This window comes from Streptomyces sp. 11x1 (genome assembly GCF_032598905.1).
Classification (GTDB): domain Bacteria; phylum Actinomycetota; class Actinomycetes; order Streptomycetales; family Streptomycetaceae; genus Streptomyces.
This window is the reverse complement of the sequence record NZ_CP122458.1, coordinates 5675913-5697353: the sequence shown is the minus strand read 5'-3', so window position 1 is coordinate 5697353 and position 21441 is coordinate 5675913. Positions and strand designations below refer to the sequence as shown.

At 69.9% G+C, this 21441-nt stretch carries 20 protein-coding genes; 7 read left to right on the top strand and 13 right to left on the bottom strand.

Translation table 11 applies throughout. The features are described 5' to 3' along the window. Positions 1-228: 228 nt before the first annotated feature. Both P8T65_RS25025 and P8T65_RS25020 read right to left on the bottom strand, forming a co-directional pair. Entirely contained in the window at positions 229-1065 is an 837-nt protein-coding gene (locus P8T65_RS25025; protein ID WP_316727505.1) for a DUF4097 family beta strand repeat-containing protein, read from the bottom strand. Positions 1066-1158: 93 nt separating this feature from the next. Next, positions 1159-1695 (bottom strand): toxin-antitoxin system HicB family antitoxin, encoded by a 537-nt coding sequence (locus P8T65_RS25020; protein ID WP_316727504.1) that lies wholly within the window; start codon positions 1693-1695, stop codon positions 1159-1161. A gap of 701 nt (positions 1696-2396) precedes the next feature. Between P8T65_RS25020 and P8T65_RS25015 the strand changes: the two genes are divergently transcribed. The 3 genes from P8T65_RS25015 (at position 2397) to P8T65_RS25005 (ending at position 5510) form a co-directional block, all read left to right on the top strand. Then, on the top strand, positions 2397-3290 hold the full coding sequence (locus P8T65_RS25015; protein WP_316727503.1) for a GNAT family N-acetyltransferase: 894 nt from the start codon (positions 2397-2399) through the stop codon (positions 3288-3290). Between the two features lie 270 nt (positions 3291-3560). Further along, positions 3561-4163: a DinB family protein gene (locus P8T65_RS25010; protein ID WP_316727502.1), complete on the top strand. Its 603-nt coding sequence runs from the start codon at positions 3561-3563 to the stop codon at positions 4161-4163. A 459-nt stretch (positions 4164-4622) separates the two neighbouring features. After that, positions 4623-5510 carry a nitroreductase/quinone reductase family protein gene (locus tag P8T65_RS25005; RefSeq protein WP_316727501.1) on the top strand — a complete coding sequence of 296 codons (888 nt, stop codon included), beginning with the start codon at positions 4623-4625 and terminating at the stop codon, positions 5508-5510. A 106-nt stretch (positions 5511-5616) separates the two neighbouring features. Here the strand turns inward: P8T65_RS25005 and P8T65_RS25000 are convergent, their stop codons facing one another. The 4 genes from P8T65_RS25000 to P8T65_RS24985 all read right to left on the bottom strand — a co-directional run bounded on the left by P8T65_RS25000 (position 5617) and on the right by P8T65_RS24985 (position 12154). Further along, positions 5617-7788, bottom strand: a complete 2172-nt coding sequence (locus P8T65_RS25000) for a HelD family protein (protein WP_399100046.1) — start codon at positions 7786-7788, stop codon at positions 5617-5619. Positions 7789-7866: 78 nt separating this feature from the next. Continuing rightward, positions 7867-8481 carry a TetR family transcriptional regulator gene (locus tag P8T65_RS24995; protein WP_316727500.1) on the bottom strand — a complete coding sequence of 205 codons (615 nt, stop codon included), beginning with the start codon at positions 8479-8481 and terminating at the stop codon, positions 7867-7869. A gap of 10 nt (positions 8482-8491) precedes the next feature. Continuing rightward, entirely contained in the window at positions 8492-10780 is a 2289-nt protein-coding gene (locus P8T65_RS24990) for an aminoglycoside phosphotransferase family protein (protein ID WP_316727499.1), read from the bottom strand. 291 nt (positions 10781-11071) lie between these two features. Further along, a complete protein-coding gene (locus P8T65_RS24985; protein ID WP_316727498.1) occupies positions 11072-12154 on the bottom strand; it encodes an aminoglycoside phosphotransferase family protein in 1083 nt (360 codons plus the stop codon). Positions 12155-12330: 176 nt separating this feature from the next. Here P8T65_RS24985 and P8T65_RS24980 point away from each other — a divergent pair, with 176 nt between their 5' ends. Then, on the top strand, positions 12331-13086 hold the full coding sequence (locus tag P8T65_RS24980) for an HAD-IA family hydrolase (protein ID WP_316727496.1): 756 nt from the start codon (positions 12331-12333) through the stop codon (positions 13084-13086). On the opposite strand, the gene P8T65_RS24975 is transcribed toward P8T65_RS24980, so the two are convergent. Further along, positions 13067-13948, bottom strand: coding sequence for a GntR family transcriptional regulator (locus P8T65_RS24975; protein WP_316727495.1), 882 nt, complete (start codon positions 13946-13948; stop codon positions 13067-13069). The genes P8T65_RS24980 and P8T65_RS24975 overlap by 20 nt on opposite strands. 169 nt (positions 13949-14117) lie before the next feature. On the opposite strand from P8T65_RS24975, the gene P8T65_RS24970 reads away from it, so the two are divergent. Next, positions 14118-14306 carry a hypothetical protein gene (locus P8T65_RS24970; RefSeq protein ID WP_316727494.1) on the top strand — a complete coding sequence of 63 codons (189 nt, stop codon included), beginning with the start codon at positions 14118-14120 and terminating at the stop codon, positions 14304-14306. Here P8T65_RS24970 and P8T65_RS24965 read toward each other — a convergent pair. Continuing rightward, complete coding sequence (locus tag P8T65_RS24965; RefSeq protein WP_316727493.1) at positions 14297-15115, bottom strand: HAD-IA family hydrolase; 819 nt, start codon at positions 15113-15115, stop codon at positions 14297-14299. The two genes, P8T65_RS24970 and P8T65_RS24965, sit on opposite strands and share 10 nt — an antisense overlap. Continuing rightward, complete coding sequence (locus P8T65_RS24960) at positions 15064-15927, bottom strand: GntR family transcriptional regulator (RefSeq protein ID WP_316727492.1); 864 nt, start codon at positions 15925-15927, stop codon at positions 15064-15066. Before P8T65_RS24960 ends, P8T65_RS24965 begins: the two co-directional genes overlap by 52 nt. Before the next feature lie 201 nt (positions 15928-16128). Here P8T65_RS24960 and P8T65_RS24955 point away from each other — a divergent pair, with 201 nt between their 5' ends. Continuing rightward, entirely contained in the window at positions 16129-16320 is a 192-nt protein-coding gene (locus P8T65_RS24955) for a hypothetical protein (protein ID WP_230222033.1), read from the top strand. Between the two features lie 64 nt (positions 16321-16384). Here P8T65_RS24955 and P8T65_RS24950 read toward each other — a convergent pair whose 3' ends face one another. The 3 genes from P8T65_RS24950 to P8T65_RS24940 all read right to left on the bottom strand — a co-directional run bounded on the left by P8T65_RS24950 (position 16385) and on the right by P8T65_RS24940 (position 19765). Next, positions 16385-17227 (bottom strand): GntR family transcriptional regulator, encoded by an 843-nt coding sequence (locus tag P8T65_RS24950; RefSeq protein ID WP_316727491.1) that lies wholly within the window; start codon positions 17225-17227, stop codon positions 16385-16387. Positions 17228-17691: 464 nt separating this feature from the next. Then, entirely contained in the window at positions 17692-18957 is a 1266-nt protein-coding gene (locus P8T65_RS24945) for a GNAT family N-acetyltransferase (protein ID WP_316727490.1), read from the bottom strand. Positions 18958-19123: 166 nt separating this feature from the next. Further along, complete coding sequence (locus P8T65_RS24940; protein WP_316727489.1) at positions 19124-19765, bottom strand: AmfC protein; 642 nt, start codon at positions 19763-19765, stop codon at positions 19124-19126. A gap of 216 nt (positions 19766-19981) precedes the next feature. Between P8T65_RS24940 and dtd the strand changes: the two genes are divergently transcribed. Beyond that, positions 19982-20407 carry a D-aminoacyl-tRNA deacylase gene (gene dtd, locus P8T65_RS24935; protein ID WP_215457916.1) on the top strand — a complete coding sequence of 142 codons (426 nt, stop codon included), beginning with the start codon at positions 19982-19984 and terminating at the stop codon, positions 20405-20407. Between the two features lie 58 nt (positions 20408-20465). On the opposite strand, the gene P8T65_RS24930 is transcribed toward dtd, so the two are convergent. Further along, complete coding sequence (locus P8T65_RS24930) at positions 20466-21431, bottom strand: folate-binding protein (RefSeq protein ID WP_316727487.1); 966 nt, start codon at positions 21429-21431, stop codon at positions 20466-20468. Between the last annotated feature and the right edge of the window lie 10 nt (positions 21432-21441).

Sequence of the window (21441 nt, the reverse complement as noted above, 5' to 3'; positions counted from 1 at the left end):
GGCTGAGCGTTGAGCGCCGACGGAGAGCCGCGCCTCAGCAGAGAGATGAGCGCCGACCGGGAGACGAGCCGCAGCGGAGAAACGAGCGTGGGCTTTGAAACCGGCCCGGCGGAGAAGGAGGGGCGGGGCCCTGCGGAACAAGTGCTGGGCTCCGGCGGAGAGATGCGGCGGGACAGCGTGGGGTGGGGGTGGGGCGTGGCGGGGGCTGTGGGCGTATGCCCCCGGCGGTCAGGCGCGGCGGATGTGGATGTCGCCGACGGCGGTGCGGGCGGTGACCTCCACCGTGTCCGTGGCGTCGCCGGGGCCTTCGGCGGTGCCGAGGGCGCTGCGCAGGACACCTACGTCGGTGTGGACGTCGAGCCAGGCGGCGGTGGTCTCCGGGATGCCGACCTCCAGGTCGCCGACGGAGCCGCGGAGGGTGACCCGGCCCCGAGTGACCCGGCCCAGTCGGATACCTCCGTTGGCCGACTTGGCCTCCACATCGGAGTGGGCGGTGCCGACATCGATACGCCCGTTCGCGGCGGAGGCCTCCAACGTGCCGGTGATCTCGGCGAGTTCGGTGTCCCCGTTGCCGTTCTTGGCGATCAGGCCGCCCTCCACCGTGCCGACGGTGACGCGGCCGGCCGCGATGATCTCGACCGAGGCGGTGGCGCGGTCCAGGTGGACCATGCCGAGCTCGCTCTTCAGCCGGGCGGTGGTGGTCTCCTCGACGTGGAGGTCGCCGACCGAGGTCTTCAGCCGGGTCTCGCCGAGGCGTCCGGAGCAGTGGAAGTCGCCGACCTGGGTGGTGCCCTCCAGGGTGGAGCCGGTCGGCAGGGAGACGGTGATGTCGATGCCGCCGATCTTCCCGAAGGGCGTGCTCTTGCGCGGGCCCTTCACGGTGAGGACACCGCCGGAGCAGTTCACCTTCGTCTGCTTGACGGCCTTGAGGTCCGCTTCGGAGGAGGGGTTGGAGGGCTGGACGTCGACGAAGGTCTCGGTGCCGTCGGTGGCGATGATCCGGGCGTTGCCGATCGCGTACTCGACGATGGCGGTGATCGCCTCGGGGGTTTCGTAGGAAGGCATGACGGATCTCCCGTCCTCTCTGGAGGGGTGGGTGACGGTGGTGTGGGGCCACGGGCGCGCGGGCGGGCGGAGACAGGGCTCCAACCCGGTGGTTCAGCGGACCCAGCCGGTGAAGTTCCGGTCGCCGGTCGCGCGGTTCGGCGCGGAGGCGGGGGGCGGGCCCGGACGGGTGCCGGGTCCGGGTCCCGGGGTGAGCGCGGCGGAGGTGGCGCGGACCAGCCAGGCGTTGACCGAGAGCCCTTCGCTGCCGGCTGCCTCCTCCAGACGGGCCTTGAGGTGGGCCGGGAGGCGGAAGTTGATGCGGGCCGAGGCGCCGTCGTCGCCCTCCGGCGCGAGGGGCGGGGCGGGCGCCTCGGTCCAGGGCGCGGTCACGTCCTGGACCGGGGTGGCCGGCAGGGTCACCACGAACTCCGGATCGGCGCCACGGAGTCGTACGTCGACCGAGCCGGGTGCCAGCTCCCGGGTGACCTCGCTCATCGCCGCCGAGAGGGCGGTGAGGAGGGTGAGGCGGGTGGCGGAGTCCAGAGGTGCGACGAGCCGCTCGGCCAGCGCGCGGGCCTCGTCGCCGCCGGCCTCGGCGGCGACGACGAGCTCCTGGCGGAGGCGGTCGACATACGGGGTGAGGTCCATGACGCCATCATGGCACATCAATGGCGCCACGTGAAGCCGGGTTGGCGCAAGTCGGCGCTCGCGGGTGGGCGACTCGGACTCCATTGAACAAGCTTTCCCAGGTCAGGCACTCTTTCGAGACGTACGCCAGAGATGGCGCCAGCAGGCCGTGAGCGAGACACCAGCCGTTGCGGGCGATACAGGATGGCACCGTGCGGCGCCGCGTGATGCCACATGGCACCGCGCGGCACGGTGTGACGCCGCATGCGACGCCAGTGCGGCGCCACATGGCGCCACATGGCGCGGCGTGGCAGCACGTGGCGCGGCGTGGCGGCACGTGACTCTCGATGGCGTCACAGAACACCGACGTGGCACCACGAGCCGACAGGGAGCAGCCGGGTACGGCGAGACTCCACGTAGCCGGGTACGGCGAGACGCCAGTGAGCCGGCTACTGCGAGACGCCAGGGAGCTGAGCGCTGCGAGACGCCAGGGTGTCACGAGGCGCCAACATGGTGCAGGTCGCCAGGGTGCCGCACGAGTTGTCACCACCGCGGGCCGCGCCGACGTCTTCCGGACAAGGATCTCGGCAGGGGCCTCCCCCGCACTCCCGTCCCCCGCACCGCCGAAGGCCGCGCCGGGCCCCGCCTGCCACGGGCGGCCCCGCTGCCTCGTCCTGGCGGAAAAGCGCGAGGCACCCGGGCGGCGCGCGAAATCATGAGGCATGCGCCCGGATGACTGGCACCTCACCGAAGACGTCCACGAGTTCCTCTCCCGAGCCGGGGACTTCCTGCGCTCGCGCCCCGCCCTGCACACCATGCACCTGACGGCGACCGAGAAGCACCGGGTGAACGGGGTGTCCGCGAACCCCGCCGAAACACCCGTGTTCGGCCGGTTGGAGCGCGACGGCGAGGTCCACGCCGGCTTCTACCAGCGCACCCCGACCGGCTACCTGAGCCTCACCTCCATGGCCCCCGACCAGGCCGACGCGCTCGCCGCCCGCCTGGCCGACCTCGGACGCCCCGTGGCCGGCGTCAGCGCGGACCACGACGCGTCGACCGCTTTCGCCGAGGCCTGGCAGCGGCGGACGGGCGCGGAGCCGGTGGTCACCACGCGGCTGCACCTCTACCGCCTCGGCACGCTCACACCGCAGGACCCCTTCCCGGAGGGCCGGGGCCACCTCGCGGGAGAGCAGGACCGTGAGCAAGTCGTCCGGTGGTGCCGCGAGTTCTGTGTCGAGGTCGGGGAGCAGTACTCCATCGACCTGATCGACGCGGGCGCCTGGGGCGACTCGCGTTTCGGCGACAGGAACTTCACGTTCTGGCAGACCCCGGACGGCACGCCCGTCTCCATGGCGGCCGCGACCTCGATCGTCGGCGGCATGGTCAGGGTGGACCCCGTCTACACCCCGGCCCACCTCCGGGGTCGCGGCTACGCGGGGGCCGTCACGGTCGAGGCGAGCCGCGCCGCGCTGGCCGCGGGCGCGAAGGACATCGTGCTCTTCACGGATCCCGGCAACCCCACCAGCAACGCCCTCTACCAGCGCCTCGGATACGTCCGCCTCACCGACTTCACGGTGTACGAGTTCCCGTCCGCCGCACCCGAGGCCGCTGCCTGAGGCCGCGCGCTACGGGGCTTTCGGCGATCAACGCACGGTGTCCATGGATCAGCGCCCCGCCCTCGGCCGGGCGAACCAGCGGCGCGGTGCTCGGCGTACGCGGGGAGATAAGAACGCGTCCATGGCCATCAGCCTACTGAGCGGTGAGCGGTGAGCGGCGGGTAGCCGGGGCAGTGGAGCGCGGAACACGAAGCGGGGAACGTGAACGGAAGCGGGCCGGGAGCGTTGAGGGACGGTGGACAAAGATCGTGTGGGCGGGAGACTGGGGTCATGACCGCCGCCGACACTGAAGCCAAGGCCGACCTCCTCCGCTATCTGCAGTCCGCCCGCGATGCCCTGGTGTGGAAGCTCGACGGACTGTCGGAATACGACGCCCGCCGCCCGATGACACCGACCGGCACCAACCTCCTGGGGTTGCTGAAGCACGCCGCCGGTGTCGAACTGGGCTATCTCGGCGACACCTTCGCGCGGCCGTCGGGCGAGGCGTTGCCCTGGCTCGCCGATGCCGCCGAGCTCAACTCGGACATGTGGGCCACCGCCGCCGAGTCCCGCGAGGACATCGTGGGCCTCTACCGCCGGGCCTGGGCCCACGCGGACGCCACCATCGACGCGCTGCCGCTGGACACCGTCGGCCGGGTGCCGTGGTGGCCCGACGACCGGGACGAGGTGACGCTGCGCCACGCCGTCGTCCGCGTGATCGCCGACACCCACCGGCACGCCGGGCAGGCCGACATCATCCGAGAACTCATCGACGGTGCGGCGGGCATCAACGAGGGCAACTCCAGCCTCCCGTCCAACGACCCGGCGTGGTGGGAGGAGTACCGAAACCGGGTGGAACGCGCGGCCGAGGAGGCCGGCACAAAGGCTCCGTAATTCCGGCGGAATGCATATTGCCCCACCCTGCCCCCACCTCTTATCGTGGGCGCATGACTGCCGGGTCGGCCTTGTGCCGTGAGCGGATGGGTTACCCGGCCTCCGAGTGAGGCCGGGGCGGGCCAGGAGCCCGCCCGTTGAATTCCGCGCGCTGATACTGCTCTCCAACACCGTTCTCATACCTCGGTGTTGTTGCCGCGCGCGTCGCCCCCCTGCACCGTCTGCGCCTCACCACACCACCACACCGCTGCGCGCCCTTTTCGCCGCACGTTCTGTCTGCACATATTCCGTCGGCGAACATTCCTTCAGCCATGCATTCCGTCGACACGAATCTCTTCGGCGTGCATTCAGTCCGCACGCATTCCGTCGGCAACGTGCTGGACCGCGCCCCGCGGCAATCACCCCTGCTCACATTCCGCGACCAACGAACCGTGTCGCCATCACCCCTGAAAGCAGAGAATGCCCAACCCCTTCAACCAGCAAGTCATCGACGAATTCCGCGCCCGTCACGGCGAGGTCGGCGGCTATTTCGAAGGCGCCCGTCTGGTCCTCCTGACCACCACCGGCGCGCGTACCGGCAAGCGGCACACCACTCCCCTCGGCTACCTCCCCGACGGCGACGGCACGATCCTGGTCATCGCGTCGGCCGGGGGCTCGCCCAAGCACCCCGACTGGTACCGGAACATCACGGCCGACCCTCGGGTGACCGTGGAGACCGGGGCCTTCACCTACGAGGCCGAAGCCGTCGTACTGGGCGGCGAAGAGCGGGACCGGGCCTTCGCGCGAGCCGTCGAGGACGAGCCGGGGTGGGCCGAGTACCAGGCGAAGACGGACCGTACGATCCCGGTCGTCGCCCTGCGCGAGGTCCCCGTGGCCGGCCCGCCGAACGTCAACGCCGACTCCATGGGCGAGGCCCTCAAGGTCGTCCATGACGCCTTCCGGCGCGAACTCGGACTGATCAAGAAGGAGTTGACCGCCAGTGGCGGCAGGGTGGGCCTCGGTGCCCAGCTCCGCGTCAACTGCCTCACCTTCTGCCAGGGTCTGCACAACCACCACAACGGCGAGGCCATGGGCCTGTTCCCCTTCCTGGGGGAACGCCACCCCGAGCTGGCCCCGGCCCTGAGCCGCCTCCACAAGGAGCACGAGCGCATCACCGTCCTCGTCGAGAACCTGCGCCGGGTGGTGACGGCCGAGGACGCCGACCCCGCCGCCGTACTCCCCGAGGTGGAACGCCTCATCGACGAACTCGAAGCCCATCTCGTCTACGAGGAGGAGCAGTTGATCCCGGTCCTTGAGGCGGCGGCGAAGCCCGAGGCGTGGGCGGCGGAGCGGGAGGGCGAGGGCTAGACCGTGGACTCGTGAGAGCGCCGGCGCGGAGGCGGGCCCGTCGAACCGCGTGAAGCACCGACGCGGCGCACATCTCGGCACGTCGCCCGCGACGCACGCCCGTACGTCACCACGGCAACGCACGGGCGTGCACCACGTCCAGGCGCGACACCGCCCGGGTGAGGACGACGTACAGGCGGTGCAGCCCCCGTTCCTCGGCCTCCGCGATCGCCGCCGGTTCGACGACCACGACATGGTCGTACTCCAGACCCTTCGCGACACCAGCCCCCAACACAGCCACCCGCGAACGGAGTTCGTCCGGCCCACCCGTCGAGATCCCGGCCTCGTCGAGCGCCTGACGCAGCCGTACGACGTCGGGCCCATCGGCCACGATGACCCCGACGGACCCCTCACACCCGAGCGCGTCCCGCACGGCGTCCACGACCTCGGCCACGACACCCTCAGCGACGACGTCCTCTCCGCGAACACTCCTGATCCGCAGCTCCCCGTCCCTCCGCAGAGACCGGGCGGCCGGCACCTCCACCCCCAGCCTCCCCAGCAACCCGTTCGCCAGTCCCACGACGGCCTGCGGCACCCGGAACCCGGTGGTCAGAGGGACGACACGGGCGTCCGGCTTGCCCAGGTGGGCGAGGAGTCCGGGCCAGTCGCGGGCGGCCCACGGCGTCGTCCCCTGGGCCAGGTCTCCCAGGACGGTCACCGACCCGTAGGCCGCCCGGCGGGCGATCGCGCGGCACTCCATCGGGGAGAGGTCCTGAGCCTCGTCGACGACGACATGGCCGTAGCCGTCGGGGTGGGCGAGGAGCCCCGCGACCTCGTCGAGGAGGACGAGATCGGCGGCCGACCAGCGAGCCGACCGCCAGGTACGCGGCGGCTTCGCCCAGCTGAGGGCCTTCTGCTCGTCCGCGTCGAGCAGCCCCTCCGCCGCGTCCGCGAGCACGTCCGGGTCACCGAGCAGCCGGGCCACGACCTCCTCCGGCCGCACCTTCGGCCATACGGCGTCCACGTACGCGCCGACCGGCCGCGACCGCGAGACCCGGTACAGCCACGCGTTCGGGCGGGGCCCGGCCCGCCGCTCCGCCTGCTCCTGCAGCAGCCGGACCACCCGCGCCCGGACACGCTCCCGCCCTACGTCGTACGGCAGTTGCTCGGCCCGTACGTCCGTCACGATCCGCCGCAGCTCGTCCCCGGCCACCCGCCAGCGGTACGAGCCCTCCGCCAGGACGAGGGAGTCGAACACCTCCGACCGATCCAACCCCTTCCCGGATCCGCCGCCGCCCGCGACCCCGGCGTACAGCGCACGCCGGAGCACCTCCGCCATCCGCGCGTCATGCTTCACCACCGCCGCCCGCTCCTCGTCCCGCGCCCTCACCTCATGCCGGGCGATCTCGTCCGTGACCGTCGACTGCCGTACGCCCGTCTCGCCCAGCGCGGGCAGCACCTCCGCGATGTACGAGAGGAACGTGCGGTTGGGGCCGAGGATCAGCAGTCCGCCGCGGCGGATGCGCTGGGGGTGGGTGTAGAGCAGGTACGCGGCGCGGTGCAGCCCGACGGCCGTCTTGCCGGTGCCGGGGGCGCCCTGCACACAGACGGAGGTCGCGAGGTCCGCCCGCACCAGATCGTCCTGCTCCGGCTGGATGGTGGCGGCGATGTCCCGCATCGGACCGAGCCGGGGCCGCTCGATCTCGGCGGCGAGGAGGCTGCCCGGGGAAGCCGCAGCAGAGGCGGGGCCTGGGCCGTCCGGAGCGGGCGCCCGGCGTTCCAGATGCTCGTCCTCCAGCCCCGTCAGGTCGGCCGAATCCCCCAGGCTGCCCGGCACCCACCCGAAGCGGCGTCGGACGGCGACGCCTTGGGGATCACGGGAACTCGCCTGGTAGAAGGCCCGCGAAACCGAGGCCCGCCAGTCCACCACGAGCGGCGGTACGGCCGGGTCCTCGCTGATCCGCAGCCGCCCCAGGTGATAGCTCTGCCCGGCGTGGTCACCGGGGGCCCGAGCGGCGAAGTCGAGCCGCCCGAAGAACAACGGCCCCTCCGGCAGCTCGCGCATCTCCTTGGCCCGGCTGCGCAGCCGGTACCCGAGCACCTCCGCGTCGGCGCCCGAGGCGGAGACGTCCTCACCGACGACGACCTGCTCGCCTGCCCTCTCGACCATGGCGGCGAGAGCGGCACGGCAGGTGTCGTGGTACGCGCGTTCACGGGCCAGGGCGTCCTGGAGGAGGGCGGCATCGGCGGCAGGGTCAGCGGGGTCGGCAGGGTGGGCGGATGCGCGAGGAGGCGTCATTCCGCCGAGCGTAGCGAAAAACGTAACCGAGTTACATTTATTACCGAGGATCGTAATCCCTCGGGGCGCATCCCTTCGTCACACCCCGAGCGGCAGGGCCTCCTCCAACCGTCCGAACACCCGCTCGGCAGCGGCGACCGCGTCCCGCTCGACCTCCTCGACCGGCTCCCCCCGCTCCACCCGCCGCCGGTTCTCCTCCGCCAGCACCCGCCGTACGGTCACGATCTGCCCGGCGGCGACCCTCGCGTCGAGCCCGCCCCCGAGCACCTCGGCCAGCGCGGCCTCGGCCCGCTCCAGATGGCCGTAGGCCCGCGCCACCAGCGACGGCGTCCCGTAGAGCAGCCGGTGGAACGCGAGCACCTGCGGATGGTCGTTGAGCCCGGTCACCGGGTCGCGCCGGGCCAGTCCCTCCAGGAAGTGCGCCCGCACCGCCCCCACCACGGACTCCCCCTCGGCCCGCCCCGCGACCACCCGCGCCGTCTCGTCCTCGTGATCGGCGATCCGGTACAGGACGAGGTCCTCCTTGGCCGGGAAGTACCGGAAGAGCGTCGGCTTGGAGATCTCCGCCGCCGCGGCCACCTCGGCCACGGACACCGCGTCGAACCCCTTCTCCAGGAACAGCCGGATCGCGACCTCCGACACGTTCTCGTACATCCGTCGCTTCTTGCGTTCCCGCAGCCCACTCTCACTCATGCCGTCGAGCCTAGGCACGATCAGGCGCGTCGCTCGCACTGATGGCCTGGCCGGAAAGGCTCGTCGAGCCGCGCGGTGCGGAGGGCAGCACGGCGCGCAGGGCGTGCGACCCTGCGGAACCGATCCGCCGCAGTTCGGTCCGCAGCGTCCTGCGTGGCAGCTCCCAGTCCGTTTCCATGAACCGCTGGACGAGGCACCGCATCGCCTCCTGAGCCAGGGGCCTGCCACGCCCGGCGTACGGAAGGGCCCGCAGCAGCAGGGGTTGGACGTCCCCTCCCCGGCGCCACCCCCGCAGTCCGAGCGCGGCCTTGGCCCGAGCCAGTGTTGCGGCGTACGAGTCCACGGCCCTGCTCACACCGGGCGCGTCGAGGCTGGAGCGGGTGACCAGGCGGTCGAGGTCCACATAGGCGGACCTCACCCTCTCCAGCCTCAGGTAGACACGCTCGTCGCTCCGCCAGCGCCAGGTGTACTCCTCGTCCAGCCGCTCCTGCCACCGATCGAACATCTGCTTACGGATCCGCCACGGGGTCGGTGTCAGATGCATGTGGCGTACCAGGTCGTACAGCGGGTCTCCCAGCATGGCGGCTTCCCAGTCGACCACCGCCAGCGGCGCTGCCTCGCCCTCGCGGCGTACGAGGTTCCACGGGTTCAGGTCACCGTGCAGCAGTGCCTGACTCCTGGGGGTCACCTGGTACGAGTGCAGGATCTCTCGCAGTCGACCCGCTTCCGGGAGGCCGAGTTGGTGTGCCAGTTCCCGGGTCTGCGGGGACAACTCGACCACCTGTTCCACCAGTTGATCGCTGAGTGAACGATAGAAATCGGCGCCGTCGGGGCACGTCCCGAACGATCCGAGCAAGCCCTTGTCGACCTTGGTCAGTTCGCACAACTGGTCCACGAGGGCGTCCGCCTCGTCCGGTCGCAGCCCGTCCACCGGATGGTCGAGCCGGCCCGGATACGTGGGCGTGCCGACGTACGAGTGCAGGGCGAAGAGGAAGCCCCCCTCACTCATCCCCAGCCCGAGCGCCTTCGGGGCCGACACCTTGATGTCCGACCGCGCGATGGCCTCCAGCACGACGTGCTCGTGCAGGAAGCTCCGCCGGTTCCCGTGGACCCCCTCGCGCCTGCGGCGCACCACGACCGGATGCGGTGCGGCCTCGACGCACACGACCGTGTTGCGGTGAGTGGTTCCGGTCAGCACCTGGTCCGCTGAGGCACGCCGCTCCGCCGCCAGCGCCTCGTCCAGGACGACGTCGGAGGGTTCACCTTCGGCTCGGGGCAGCCGTGTGCGCCGAGTCCAGTCGATCGCGATCAGCGGACGCAGCTTCATGTGTCTGCTGTCTCTCAGCTTCTGCCATGCGACGAGCGCGTCCTCGATCTCCGGCCCGGAGGGCATGTCGACGAGCCGTAGGGGGCGTGCGGCGGCCTCCAACGCCCGACGAATCGATCCGGTCGCCCGGTCCAGGTCGTGCTGCTCGAACGAACCGTCCAGGGACTGAGCCGCACGCATCACATCGGGGTAGACCGACTGTGCGCGCTCGAACTCGACGTAGTGGTCGAGGTCCGCTTCCAGACCCTCGGTCGCAGCGGGTGTGACGGCCCGGACCGCCCGCTCCCAGGCCGTGATCACGTCGTCCCGCTGCGCGTTCGGATACCCCATCCTGACCAGGTGGACGGCCAGGTCGTGTACCGGGTCGCCGTAGGTCGCCAGCTCCCAGTCGACGCAGAAGAGCGGCGGCTCACCGGAGTAGGTCAGGATCACGTTGTCCCGGTGGAGATCCCCGTGGAGCAGGCTGTACGGACGTCTCGTCAGCTCCGGTACGTGCTCGGCGTACTGGAGCATCGCGTCCCTGGGGATGCGCAGGGACGCGAAGAGGTTGCCGAACCTGTGCCAGTTGGGCAGGCAGACGTCATGGTGGACCAGTTTCGCCAGCGTGTGCAGGAACGCCTGGCCACCGTCGTCTTCACACGGCCAGTAGTCGGGCAACGGCGGCAACGACTCCTCGCGCACGCGCGACATCTCGGCCAGCAGAGCCGTCAGCTTCTCGATGAGGGTCCGGTCCACGGATCGGCCCTCCGGGCAAAGCCTGGACAGCGGGACCCCGTCCACATAGCTGTGGACAGCCGCCCCCCAGGACTCGGCGAGGCACGTCGGCACATGCGGCAGGACACTGCCGACGGCGTCCAGGACACGTACCTCGTCGCGCCAGGTGCGGATCACGACCGGCAGTGCCTCGTCCGTCGGCTTGCGGACCCGTACGGTCACGGGCGTATCTGCCTCGCCCCCCACTTCCCGCGCCATGGCCTCGTCCAGAGGCAGAAGAAAGTTCCTGTTGTGATGACCGCTGGTCATCTCGCCGTCGCGGATCGCCCGCTCGACGAACGCCTCACAGACAGCCCCTGACACCCGGCCGCGCCGCTCAGCCGGGGAAGGTACGGATGCTGCGGGCACTGAACACTCCTGGACGGTCGACACGGGTGGCGGAAGCACCCGAGGAAGAGGGAACGACGAGCCAGCCGGCATGCCGCAGGGGTGTATGGGCGCTCGACGCGCGCCTACGATCCCACACGCCCCTGGCGCCCTGGGCGTGTGTCATCCCCCGCCATCGCGAAGCCAGCGAGTCAGAGCGGCTTCGATAGTCGACACGCTCGGTACCCGCTCGACCCCCAGGGGCTGTGCTCCCCTGCTCAGGACGTCCCACACCGTCCAGCCGGCTTTGCGAATCAGCTTTGGGTCGGCGTTCTGCTCCAGACGCAGGGCCTGGGAGGTGCGGATCACGTCGGTGAACACCGACTGCGCCTTCTTGAAGTCGAGCAGCTTCGGCAGGTCCTCCCGCCAGCCTCGCGAACTTCCCGGTCTGACGCCCTCGACGAGCGCACACCAGCGTTCCGTCATCCGCCGTTCCTGATCCGACGGGTAGTGCATCAGGTAGAGGTGGGTGGCCAGGTCGTAGAGCGGATCGCCGAACATCGCGAGTTCCCAGTCGATGGCCCACAGGCGGCGCTCGTGGTCGACGATGAGGTTCTCGCGGTGGAGGTCGGCGTGGAGGAGACAGAAGGGGCGCTCCCGCAGGCCGGCCACGTGCTTTCGGAGCTGCTTGAAGGAGTCGGGATCCAGCTCCAGGTCCGCGAACAGTCCGCCGTACTCCGGGAAATTCTCCCCGTACACGCGTTCTTCGGTGAAGCAGATCAGCCGGTCGAGGAAGCCTGCGCTGTCGCCCTCCACCGCGCGGTCCCGCCGCTCGCACCTCCGCTTCACCAGAAGGGTCCGGGGCCTTACGGCGACCAGTTGCCCGAACAGGTCAAGGATCTGCTCGAACGCCTCCTCCGGGACAGCCGTGTCGGACGCGTGGTGAGTCCCGAGTGTGTCGCCCTCGATGAATCGCTGAAGGACGGTGCCCTCGACCTCGATGAGCTCGGGGATGTTGTCGATGCGTCCTTGCAGTTCGGTGAGGAGGCGCTCCTCCGAGTCGAAACAGCGCCGGTCGAACCACAGCAGGCTCTCGCGCGGCTCGCGGCACTTCCAGCGTCCGCCCTCGCCGACCTTCGCCTCGGCGGGCAGACGGAAGACGTACGTCTCATGGTGGTAGCCGCTGAGCGGTCCCTCCACCTCGTCCGGGGCGGCGCTCATCTCACCGGCGCGGCGCCGCCCCATGGACTCCGAATCAGCTGGCATTGCTTGTTCTCTCGCCGAGGTCGCACCAGTGGTGAAATCAAGAAGTGGAGGCACGTTACTCCCCCGTGGTGCCGCATCGTGCCAGAAGTGACTCAATCGCAGGTTCCCGTCTCCCGGGTCGTCGGTGACTGTTCCGTCTCTCGGATCCGACGAGCCGCTGGGCCACACTGGCTCCCATGACGAGACCCCCGGTCGACACTCGTATGTGCTTACCGACGCTCCTCAGCAGAACACGAGCGGTTCTCTTCGACTTCGACGGCCCCGTCTGCGATCTTTTCGCCGACCGGTCGACCAAACCGGTCGCCCAGGAGATCAAGGCCATGGCCAGGCGGACCTGGCAGGTACTGGACCCCGCGGCCGAGGCGTGCGAGGACTCGCACAGCCTCCTTCGACTCCTGGGCGCCATGCTGGAGCGGAGCGGGGTGGGTGCCCTTGACCCGGAGACGCTGGGCAGGGCGGACGAGATGGTCACACGGTACGAGAACGACGCCGTGGCCTCGGCGGTCCCGGCGCCGGAGATCCACACCCTTCTCGACACCCTCCTCGGGCTCGGCAAGCGACTGGTGATCGTGACCAACAACGCCGCGGATCCTGTACGGAACTTCCTCGAACTGCACGGCATGTCCCACAAGTTCGAGGAGATCTTCGGCCGCGATCCGCGGGAACCGCACCTCATGAAACCGCACCCGAGTTCGCTGCGCAGCGCCCTGCGGCACCTGGGGGACATAAGCCCGGAAGACGCCGTCATGGTCGGCGACCAGCTCAGCGATCTGCAGGCGGCCAGATCCGCCGGGGTCGGGTTCCTGGGCTACTCGAAAGATGCCGAGTGCGCCGGGAGACTACGTCGGCAGGGCGCGCACTGTGTGGTCCACGAGCACCGTCAGCTCGTGGACGCCTGCGCCTTTCCGCCGGTCAACCACCCTCGACCGTGAGCAGCTTCCAGACCGAGTCGAACCAGGTCTGAGCGTTGTCCACGAAGACAGCTACCGACGAGGAAGCATCGCCGTCGTCCTTCCCATGGTGGGTCATCGTGGCGCCCAGTCCGAGCACGTCGAGGGCCTCGACTTCTTCCCCTCCGTCCACGATCGTCCGCTCGATCACTTCATAGAAGCCGTGCAGAACCTCGCACCGGTTGCGCAGGTAGACCTTGAAGGTCGGGGCCAGCTTGGCGTGGCGGATCTCGACTTCGACGCGTGGGACGAGCCTTTCGCGCCGTAGTTCGTCCAGTGCGCTCACCAGCAGATCCGTATGGGTGCGCGTGATCGCACAAAGGCGTTCCCGGAGACGCCCGTCCTCGGAATGGCCTTTGACCGTGATGTACGGCAGGGGCGTCGAGGGATCCGGCAGCAGCAGGCGCAGGAGTACACGCTCAGGCGCGATCTCTCGGTCACGGATCCGCTCGGCCTGCAGCCGAATGTGCGTATTCAGAGATTCGGACGTCAGCGTATGGATGTCCAGCAACACTTCAGGCCGCTCGAAGGCCCGGTCGAAAAAGGAGCGCAGTGTCACCCGGCCTTCTGGCCCGCCTCCCGCCGATCCACCGGATCGCACCCGCTGCGCACCCAGCACCCAGGTCCCGCTGCCCTGCCTGGACGCGATCGCCCCTTCCTCTTTCAACCTGGTCAGAACCTTCTGGACGGTGGCGCGGGAGACATCGAGTTCCTCGACCAACTTCCGCTGCGGCGGCAGGGAGCTGCCCACCGGATACGTGCCGTCAGCAATCCCAGCCCGCAGCGTCTCCAGGACACGCTCGAACTTGCTGCCGCCACCCTCGCCGGTTCGCGCCTCACCCACCCCTCGACCGTACCGCTTCCGGACGCCGGGCAAACCAGTTCCAGTCAAGTGAACCAGCCAACTGGACTGACAGTTAAGGGATCAGGGGCGGCGGGCATACAGCAGACAAGTCAACTAGCAGGCCAATTGGACTGGTTGATGGAGGGTCGACAGAGACGGGGTGGGAAGCATGGTGGTATGGGAAGTGGTGCGCGCAGCAGTCCAATTCACGGCGGGGCATCTGATAGGGAAAGCCTTCGGCCCTCTCGGCCTGGCACTGCTCGTCACCGTGCTCGTGGCCGTGCGAGTAGGCCGGGAGCGGTTGTCCTGGCGCTGGTGGGCCGCGCTCGTCTTCGTGCTCCTCATGGTTCAGGCCTGATCCGGCAGTTGGGTGCGCAGGACGTCCAGGACCGGCTTCAGCGAGTTCACCGTGTGGGCCAGGGGGACGCCCACCTCCAGGAGGGCCTTGAGCTTGGCCTCGGTACGCGCGTAGCCCAGGAAGGGGACGCCGGCGTCGCGGGCGGCCTCGAAATCGGTGGGGGCGTCGCCGAGCATCAGAGCGCGGGACGGCTCGGCGCCCATCGCGTTGAGGGCCAGGCGCAGGGTGTGGGGGTGCGGTTTCATCCGGTCGAGGTCGCGCGTACGGCCGTAGATGTACGGGAAGCAGTCGGCGAGGCCCCGGGTCGCGATGTAACGGGACGCCGCCAGCGCCGAGTTGTTGGTGGTGATGGCGAACCTGGCCCGCCGGGACCAGGTCCGGATGAGCGGATCGGCCCAGGTGGTGGGGTACGCCTTGGGCGCGGCGGTCAGCTCCTGCTGGGTGAGCCACTTCTCCACGTCGATGATCAGGTCGCTGCTCGGATGGCGCCGGCCCAGCCCCAGGAGGACCACCTGCGGGTCGGCCGTGCTCCGCTCCCGCTCCGTCAGCAGACCGCCCAGCCCACGCCTGTCGATCAACTCCACCAGATCTCGGGCCACTTGGTGCGCGGGGTGCCCGGAGAACAGTCGACAGATCGGCCCGTCCAGGTCCCAGAGCACGAAGCGGACGGGTGTGATCAGTTCTCGAAGGGCCTCCGTGGCCTCTGTCTCTTCCGTCACCGGTTCAGTCTGCGCCGTATCAGCCGTGTCAGGAGTCACTAGGAGAGTGTCAGGTCCGTCGTGATGGTTTCCCAGAGGGCGTCGAACCATTGCTGCGACTGCTCGACGAAGGCGGCGTCCCGGGGGCCGGTCTCCTTCTCGAAGGAGAAGAGGAGGGACTGGGTGCCGAAGGCGTCGTACATCTCCAGGGGGCCGTCCGCCATCTGCTCCTCGCGCTTCATGAGCATGTAGTAGGCGATCAGGGCCTCCTGGCCGTTGAGGAGGTAGAGCTTGACGGGCGGCGTGAAGGGCAGGGCTCGGAACGTCACTCGGACGTCGAGCTTGTGCGAGGTGCGCAGGGCCTGGAGGTTGTGGCGCAGGACGCGGATCTGGGCGTTGCGCTGGTCGAGCCAGCGCTTGTGGACGGGATCCTCCTCGTCGTCCTCGCCGCGCCCCTCGACCGGCACCGGGAACGCCAGGTTGATCTTCCGGGAGGGCAGGAGGATCCGGACGTCGATGGACTCCGGGCGGATCGTCCCCTCGTGGATACGTCGGACCGGTTCGCCGAGGGCCAGCATCAGGGTCTCGGCGGTGAGACAGGCCGCGTCCACGCGTACGTGCGGTGCGGAGAATGCCTCGGCCAGACGCGGGCCGAGGCCCACCATCGTCGGCTGGGGCTCGTTGCCCGCGCTGTGGCCGACCTCGGCGACCCGGGGCGGGCTCCCCTTGCTCACGTTGCTCAGCAGCCCGTCGTCCTGCAACGCGCGCAGGGCCTGACGGACCGTGCCGCGCTCCACGCCGAACTCCTCCGCCAGTTCGGCCTGGGTGGGCAGGCGCTCGCCGGGCCTGAGGTCGCCGCTGCGGATGCGGTCCCGCAGGGTGGCGGCGATCTCCTGGGACGAGAGCTTTCTGCTGCCGTTCACTGCAACGTTCTCCTGGGTCACGACCAAACGCTACAACTCTCACCCATCTTTGGGGAGTTCACGAGAAGGTGGTTATGAACATAGACCAAGTGGGAACCATTTAAACAAAGTTGGTTGCCAACTTGGTCAAGTTGGCAGAGTTCTCCCCCACACCGCTTCGCACCGCCCCGCCCGTGCCGGCCCCTCGGAGGAGGTACCACCATGCCCGCTGCCATCGCCCTCGTCTCCGCTCTCGCCGTCGTCGCCTTCCAGCGCTTCGTCGAGTGGCGCTACGGCACCCTGGGAATCGTCGGCCTGCTGTTCCTCACCATCGGACTGAAGGCCAACAACCACACGTGCAGCTCGATCGGAGCGGTCATCCTCGCGGTGATGTTCGCCGGACCGGCGATGTGAGGCGACGCGCTCTCGAACAGGAGGAAGCCGGTGCCGGCGGCCGTCAGCCGGTGGCCGGGGACCGTCAGCTCGTGAGCAGCAGGTCCGAGCTGATGGTGTCCCAGAGCGCGTCGAACCAGAGGCGGGACTGCTCCACGAAGGTCGTGTCCCGGGGCTCGGCGACCGCGCTCCGCTCGAACGCGAACAGCGTGGACTGAGTGCCCTCGGCGTCGTACATCTCCAGCTGCTCACTGTCCACTTCCGCCTCCTTCCGCTGCACCGTGTAATACGCGAACAGCGCCTCCCGACCGTTGAGGAGGTACAGCTTCACGGGCGGCGTGAAGGGCAGGGCGCGGAAGGACACATGGACGTCCACGCCGTGCGTGGACCGCAGGGCCAGCAGGTTGTGCTTGAGGACCTGGCCCTGGGCGTTGCGCTGGGCCAGCCAGCGGCGCTGCAGCCGACCGTCGACCGTCGCGTCGACCGGGGCCGGGAAGGCGAGCGGGATGTCCCGGCTGGGCAGCATCACCCGGACATCGACCCTGGCCGGTTTTATGCGCCCCGCGTGAATCTCGCGCAACGCCTCACTCACGGCGAGCGTGAGGGACACGGAGGTCAGGCAGAGGGCGTCGATCTTCACGTGCGGGGCCGCGAAGGCGGCGGATATGCGAGGGGCAAGCTCCACCATCGTCGGCCGCGGGGCCGCTCCCGGACCGCCGACGGCCGCCGTGCCCAGGCGCGGGGCGACAGTCGCCGGACTGCCCTTGGAAACATTGGTGAGCAGGTGCTCCGACTGCAGGATGCGCAGGGCCTGGCGCACGGCGCCGCGCTCGACGCCGAACTCGTCGGCCAGCTTCGCCTGCGTGGGCATGCGCTGTCCCGGTCGCAGCTCGCCGGACCTGATCCGGCCGCGCAACACGTCGGCCACCTCGTGGTGTGACCTCTGGGGCCGCTGTGACGACTTCCGCCCATCGACGGCCGTGCGTTCCCGCTCCACGCACAAACACTACAACTTCTCGCCATCTTTGGGCAGTTCGCGGGAAGGTGGTTATGAGACGACTCCAAGCGGAGATAAGTAAGGTGAAGTTGGTCGCCAACTTTCGCAACATGGTCAAACTTTCGAATGGTTGGTGACTCTGGCAACTGCCGCCGACCATCACCCAGACCAAGCGATCACTCAGACCGACCGATCGACCTCCCTTCCGGAGGGGAGCCGGGAGTTCGACCGGTCCGCACCGTCACAACTGAATGGCTCAGCCACAACTGAATGCGCAGCCACAACCACAACTGAACAGCTCAGCATCGAATGAAGTGAACTGAAGTGAACTGAACGGCTACGGATAACCGCACACACCAGGAAAGGTCTCCAGAGGCCCCGGAGCCCCGGTGGCCTCAGAAGATGTCCGGGCACCACGGGCGCCTGGACGTCCGCAGCAGGGCGTCGGCCATGGCGGCGGCGCCCTTCCGCTGTTCCCGGGCCCGGCCCAGCGCGGTGAGCCGTACGGCCGACTCGTCGCCCAGCCACAGCGTCGCCAGGTCCGCGACCTCCAGGACGAGGTCGCCGTCCTCGCTCGTCGGCACACAACTCGCCCCGTCCGGGCCCGCGTCCAGCCGGTACCGCCCGTCCGCGAAGCCTCCCCGGTCCACGACCTCCAGCACCAGCGTCCCGGTCCCGGCGTACGTCCGCGCCTCCAGCGCCCGTACGACGTCCAGGATCCGTACCCACAGCCAGTCCGCGTGGGTGGTGACGCTCACGGCGCGCGGGTCGGGGAAGAAGTGCGGCAGAAGGTCGTCGGGGGCCCGCCAACCGCACTTGACCTTGGTGATCCAGTCGATCGAGCAGAGGTAGTGCCACAGGGCGCGCTCGGCGGCCGGGCTCGTCGCGATCAGCCAGTTGACGTCGGCCGTGTTCTGCGGCTGCTTCATCCGCCAGGTGTCGTCCGCCTCGTACGAGACCATGCCCTCGACCTCGCCGGCCGCCGAGCGGTACACCGCGTAGAACGGCTCTCTCCAGGAGCCGGACAAACGCAGGTCGCCGGTATTGATCCGCCACCAGCGCTCGTCGCGGCTCACCGCGCCGGGTTGCGCGGCGCGCAGGCGGTCGTGGAGGGCGGGGCCGAGGGCGCGTACGGCGGCGCCGTCGACGAGGTCGACCCGGCCGCCGTCCGCCGGGCCGGACCAGCGGGGGTCCAGGCCGGTGCGGGGGACGTCGACGGTCCACTCGGTGGTCCAGGTGGCTGGGCCGAAGCCGTAGCGGCCGTAGATGGGGTACTCGGCGGCGATCAGGGTGGCGACGACGTCACCGCGGTCCCTCGCGGCGGCGAGGTCGTGGGCCATCATCCAGGTGAGCAGGCCTCGGCGGCGGTGGGTGGGGCTGACGGTGACGTTCGTGATGGCGTCGGCGGGGACGGTGCGGCCGCCGACGGCGGTGAGCTCCTGGGGGAAGGAGCGGAAGGTCGCCACGGGCTGGGCGGCGGGGGCGGTGGGGTCGAACGCGGCCAGCGTTCGGGACGGGTCTATGTGGAACGAGCGGTCCTTGAGCTCCTGGGGGGTCAGGGTTTCCGGGGCTCGGAGGAAACCTGTGTTCAGAGCGTTCAGCCAGGCCGGGATCTCGTCCTCGGTGACGGGGCGTACGGCTGTGTCGTGGGAGGGGCTCATGGGGTCACGCTAGGGGGGTGCCGGCGCGTTGTCTCGGGGTTTTTCGCCCCCGCCGCCCCTACGAAAAGCACGGGGCGCAGCCCCTGCTTTTCAGGGGCGCGGGGAACTGTGCGACCAGCCCCCACGCACCCGCACCCGCACCCGACATCGCACCCGCACGTCCCCTCTACGTCAGCAGATCGTCCACCTGGGCCTCGCCCTCCCGGTAGCGGCGGGCGATCTCCGCGCTGCAGTCGTCGGCCGTGCGCTGCAGCTGCTGGCGCCGGCCGGAGATCTGCTGCTCGTGGTGGACCAGGCGGGCGAGGCCCGCCGTGAGTTCCTCGTCGGTGCGGGCCTGGAGGTCGGAGAGCTCCACCTCGTCCAGCATCTCGGCGGCCAGCCGCCGGTACTCCTCACCGCGCGGCGTGCCCACGGTGACATGGCGGGCCGAGGAACGCTGCCGGGCGGGCGCATCCGTGAGGATCGCCGAAAGCCGGTCGACGAGTGCCGAGGGCTCCGCCGAGCCCGGGGCCCCGGCGTCGGCCGCACCGCCCCTGCGGGCCAGTTCGGCGCGCAGGATGTCGATACGACCCTGGAGCAGCCGCCGCAGATAGCTGAGGTCGGCCTCGTCCCGCTGGGCGTCCCGGCGCAGGGTGCGCAGTTCGGGCAGCCGCAGCCGGGACAGTTCGGGCTCGGCCGGGTCCGGCGGCGGCAGTGGTCCGCTGTCCGTACGCTGAACCGGTGGCCGACGGACTCCGGGGCCGGGCCCCGGCGTCGTACGGGTAAACGTCGCAGTGCCCGGGGGCTGCCCGGTACTCGATGTGCTCATGCGCCTCAACCGTCCCCTCGACCGGTGTGTGTGAGCATCGTGCCACTCTCCGTGGCCGCTTTGTGACCGAGTCCCCGCGATCCACCCCAGATGGCCGGTAATGGATCAATGAGAAAGACCGGGCAAAGCGCTCTTCAAACCCCCGTGATCACAAACCCCCCGTAAGGGGGACCCCCTCGCGTACGGCTGATGGACGGCGGCGGCATCATGGTCGGCATGCGTGCGGTGGTGCAGAGGGTCGACGGCGCGAGCGTCGTCGTGGACGGTGAGACGGTCGGTGCGATCGAGGGCGAGGGGCTGTGCGTCCTGGTCGGGGTGACACACGACGACACCAAGGAGAAGGCGGCGCAGCTGGCGCGCAAACTGTGGTCCGTGCGGATGCTGCACGACGAGAAGTCGTGCAGCGACGTGGACGCACCCCTCCTGGTGATCAGCCAGTTCACGCTGTACGGGGACGCGCGCAAGGGCCGGCGGCCGACGTGGAACGCGGCGGCGCCCGGTGACGTCGCCGAACCGCTGGTGGACGAGGTCGTCGCACAGCTGCGGGCGCTGGGGGCGACGGTGGCCACGGGACGGTTCGGCGCATCCATGCGGGTGTCCCTGACGAACGACGGTCCGTTCACGGTGCTGTTGGAAATGTGACGCGCGCTGGTGGAAATCTGACGCGCGCCGGTGGAGATGTGAGGCGTCCGGGGGGCGCCTACGGCTCGACCACGACCTCCTGTGCCGCCGCCGTGGTGTCGGCCATCAACCTCGCGTCGACCGGGAGGCTGCGCTTGACCAGGGCCAGCGCCACCGGCCCCAGTTCGTGGTGGCGTACGGACGTGGTGATGAAGCCGAGCTTGCGGCCGTCGGGGCCGTCGTCCGCGAGCCGGATCTCCGCGCCGCGCGGCGGGAGGTGCACCTCGCTGCCGTCCAGATGGAGGAAGACGAGGCGGCGCGGGGGCTTGCCGAGGTTCTGGACCCGGGCGACGGTCTCCTGGCCCCGGTAGCAGCCCTTCTGCAGGTGCACGGCCGTGCCGATCCAGCCCAGCTCGTGCGGGATCGTGCGGTGGTCGGTCTCGAAGCCGAGGCGGGGCCGGTGGTGCTCGACCCGCAGCGCCTCGTACGCGAGCAGACCGGCGGCGGGCCCGGCCTTCTCCGCGTACGCCTCCAGGTCCGCGCGCGGGAGGAACAGATCACGGCCGTACGGCGTCTCGCGGACGACCGTGCCCTCCGGGACCTCGGCGATCGAACCGGCCGGGAGGTGGACGACCGCGAAGTCGCCCGTACGGTCGGCCACTTCGACCCGGTAGAAGAACTTCATCGACTCCAGGTAGGCGAGCAGCGCCTCCTGGGTGCCGGGCTCGATGTGCGCCCAGACGGTCGTGCCGTCGTCGACCAGGTACAGCGCGTGCTCGATGTGACCGTTGGCGGAGAGGATCAGCGCCTCGGTGGCCTCGCCGGTGGGCAGCTCGCTGACGTGCTGGGTGAGCAGCAGGTGCAGCCAGCTGAGCCGGTCCTCACCGGAGACGGTGATCACGCCCCGGTGGGAGAGGTCGACGAATCCGGTGCCGTCGGCGAGGGCGCGCTGTTCACGGAACAGGTCGCCGTAGTGGGCGGCGACGCCTTCGTCCACGCCCTCGGCGGGGACGGCGCCGGGCAGGGACAGCAGAGGGCTTTTCATATGCCTAAGC

Coding starts and splice junctions, on each gene's coding strand:
- P8T65_RS25025 (WP_316727505.1), bottom strand. CDS start 1,065: ATGCCTTCCTACGAAACCCCCGAGGCGATCACCGCCATCGTCGAGTAC.
- P8T65_RS25020 (WP_316727504.1), bottom strand. CDS start 1,695: ATGGACCTCACCCCGTATGTCGACCGCCTCCGCCAGGAGCTCGTCGTC.
- P8T65_RS25015 (WP_316727503.1), top strand. CDS start 2,397: ATGCGCCCGGATGACTGGCACCTCACCGAAGACGTCCACGAGTTCCTC.
- P8T65_RS25010 (WP_316727502.1), top strand. CDS start 3,561: ATGACCGCCGCCGACACTGAAGCCAAGGCCGACCTCCTCCGCTATCTG.
- P8T65_RS25005 (WP_316727501.1), top strand. CDS start 4,623: ATGCCCAACCCCTTCAACCAGCAAGTCATCGACGAATTCCGCGCCCGT.
- P8T65_RS25000 (WP_399100046.1), bottom strand. CDS start 7,788: ATGACGCCTCCTCGCGCATCCGCCCACCCTGCCGACCCCGCTGACCCT.
- P8T65_RS24995 (WP_316727500.1), bottom strand. CDS start 8,481: ATGAGTGAGAGTGGGCTGCGGGAACGCAAGAAGCGACGGATGTACGAG.
- P8T65_RS24990 (WP_316727499.1), bottom strand. CDS start 10,780: ATGGCGCGGGAAGTGGGGGGCGAGGCAGATACGCCCGTGACCGTACGG.
- P8T65_RS24985 (WP_316727498.1), bottom strand. CDS start 12,154: ATGCCAGCTGATTCGGAGTCCATGGGGCGGCGCCGCGCCGGTGAGATG.
- P8T65_RS24980 (WP_316727496.1), top strand. CDS start 12,331: ATGACGAGACCCCCGGTCGACACTCGTATGTGCTTACCGACGCTCCTC.
- P8T65_RS24970 (WP_316727494.1), top strand. CDS start 14,118: ATGGTGGTATGGGAAGTGGTGCGCGCAGCAGTCCAATTCACGGCGGGG.
- P8T65_RS24965 (WP_316727493.1), bottom strand. CDS start 15,115: ATGGTTCGACGCCCTCTGGGAAACCATCACGACGGACCTGACACTCTC.
- P8T65_RS24955 (WP_230222033.1), top strand. CDS start 16,129: ATGCCCGCTGCCATCGCCCTCGTCTCCGCTCTCGCCGTCGTCGCCTTC.
- P8T65_RS24945 (WP_316727490.1), bottom strand. CDS start 18,957: ATGAGCCCCTCCCACGACACAGCCGTACGCCCCGTCACCGAGGACGAG.
- P8T65_RS24940 (WP_316727489.1), bottom strand. CDS start 19,765: ATGAGCACATCGAGTACCGGGCAGCCCCCGGGCACTGCGACGTTTACC.
- dtd (WP_215457916.1), top strand. CDS start 19,982: ATGCGTGCGGTGGTGCAGAGGGTCGACGGCGCGAGCGTCGTCGTGGAC.
- P8T65_RS24930 (WP_316727487.1), bottom strand. CDS start 21,431: ATGAAAAGCCCTCTGCTGTCCCTGCCCGGCGCCGTCCCCGCCGAGGGC.